General features: G+C 66.7%; 2 protein-coding genes. One reads left to right on the top strand and one right to left on the bottom strand.

Features of this window, described 5'->3' with window-relative positions:
- On the bottom strand, positions 1-737 hold a 737-nt coding region (locus tag U9980_RS24925), incomplete at its 3' end, for a reverse transcriptase domain-containing protein (protein ID WP_322770156.1).
- A gap of 680 nt (positions 738-1417) precedes the next feature.
- Here U9980_RS24925 and U9980_RS24920 point away from each other — a divergent pair.
- The coding region (locus U9980_RS24920) for a transposase (protein WP_322770155.1) at positions 1418-1809 on the top strand (392 nt) is incomplete at its 3' end.

Genomic DNA, 1809 nt, shown 5'->3' with positions numbered 1-1809 from the left:
GGCACGCCGAAAGGGGCATTATGCGTAGCTGCGCATAACCCGCCTTGCGGAACCCCGCTCAGCGTCGCGTTCCAGACCCAATCCTCCAGGTATCCGGCTGTGAGCATGTTACGCATCAGCCGCAGGAACCTGCCGTCGTGGATCGTCTCGCCCAGCGTCGAGAGCATGATCTGGTGATCGAAACTCCCGAAACAGGCTTTGATGTCACCTTCCACGACCCACTCGTACGTGCGGGACGCGAAATGGTGCACCTCCGCCACCGCGTCGTGAGCCCGGCGGTTCGGACGGAACCCGTAGGAACACGGAAGAAAATCCGCCTCGAAAATAGGCTCCAACACCAGCTTCAACGACGCCTGCGCCACCCGGTCACGAACGGTTGCGACCCCGAGGTAGCGGACCTTCCCGCCCGCCTTGGGGATCGCGCGCCGCCGCGCCGGCAGGGGCTGGAAGGTGCGGGACTTCAGATCTTCCCGCAGTTCCGCGAGGAACTCCTCCATCCCACGCACGGACTCGATGTAGCGGGCGGTTTCGCCGTCCACCCCGGCCGTGCGCGCGCCCTTGTTGTTCCGGACCCGGTCCCAGGCGACCAGCAGGAAGCCTGGGTCCGCGACGAGGTTGAACAGGTCGTCGAACCTGCGACGAGGGTCGTCACCGGCCCAACGGTGCAGCTTGGCCTGGATCTCCAGTACCCGGCGTTCCGCCTCAAGTAGAGCGGCCGCCGGTTCGTCGGTGTTCACCGACGACCTCCTGGTGTTCCAGCACGTCCACCGCCGACTTGCTGGCCCCCTTCGCCATGCGCGGGCCTCTCGCCCGCTCGGACTACTACGGGACCTCCGCCCCGTCCCGCGCCTTCGACAGACGACGTGTCTATCCCGTTACTCGGGGTGGCTCCCGGGAAAAGGGAACGACACGGGACGGTTCCCGTGTTCACTGAGAATCGATCGACCAGTCCGGCATCCAGCTTTGCCCCGGCAGCATCGCCACGGCTACGCCGCAGGCTTTCACCGTGACCTCCCCACCGACACGCCAAGTCAGCTACGGAGTCGGCCCGCCCACCAGGCGGACCGTGCACTGCACCCCGGCCTGTATCCGCCAGATTTAAGCCGGTGCCACGCTTACGGAGCTTTACCACTGGTTCCTCTCGTACACCCTCTGGTCTCGCTCGCCGGACCCGGCCCGTCTGGCAGTCCCGAACAGTCCCGGCTTTGTCAGCGCTGCTTCCCGCCCTCCCCGGCGTCTCCCGGGTCAGACTGCGCTCAGCTCCCACCGGACTGCTGCGACAGCCCAGCGAGGAAGTCTCGCACCTCCTTCGATCCTCAGCGCCTCACGGCGCACAGGCGCCTCGTGGCGCACGAAGACCTCGATCCAGGCCCGTTGCCGCTGCCACCCCACCCTGCCCCCGGGCAAGGCCCGCGCGATGCGCGTCAACCACACCTACGGCCGCGGCGGAGCCGTCGCCTACCTGGCCGGGTGGGACGTCCACCGCGCCCAGGTCTTCGGCCGCTGCGAACCGACGACCGGCATCGTTCCGTTCATGAACCTGGTCGCCCAGGTCATGACCCAACAGCCCTACGCCAGCGCGAAACGGGTCTTCTGGGTCGTCGACAACGGCTCCTCCCACCGCGGCAAAGCCGCGATCACACGCCTGACCACGGCGTTCCCGAACGCGGTCATGGTCCACACCCCTGTCCACGCCTCCTGGCTCAACCAGGTGGAGACCTTCTTCTCCGTCGTCCAGCGCAAGGTCGTCTCACCCAACGACTTCACCGACCTCACCCAGGTCCAAGACCGGCTCCGAGCATTCGAAGA

Origin of the sequence: Protofrankia sp. Cr1 (genome assembly GCF_963555865.1) — a bacterium.
In the GTDB taxonomy this organism is placed as follows: domain Bacteria; phylum Actinomycetota; class Actinomycetes; order Frankiales; family Frankiaceae; genus Protofrankia.
The sequence above is the reverse complement of the archived record's forward strand: the minus strand, read 5'-3'. Positions and strand labels throughout refer to the sequence as shown.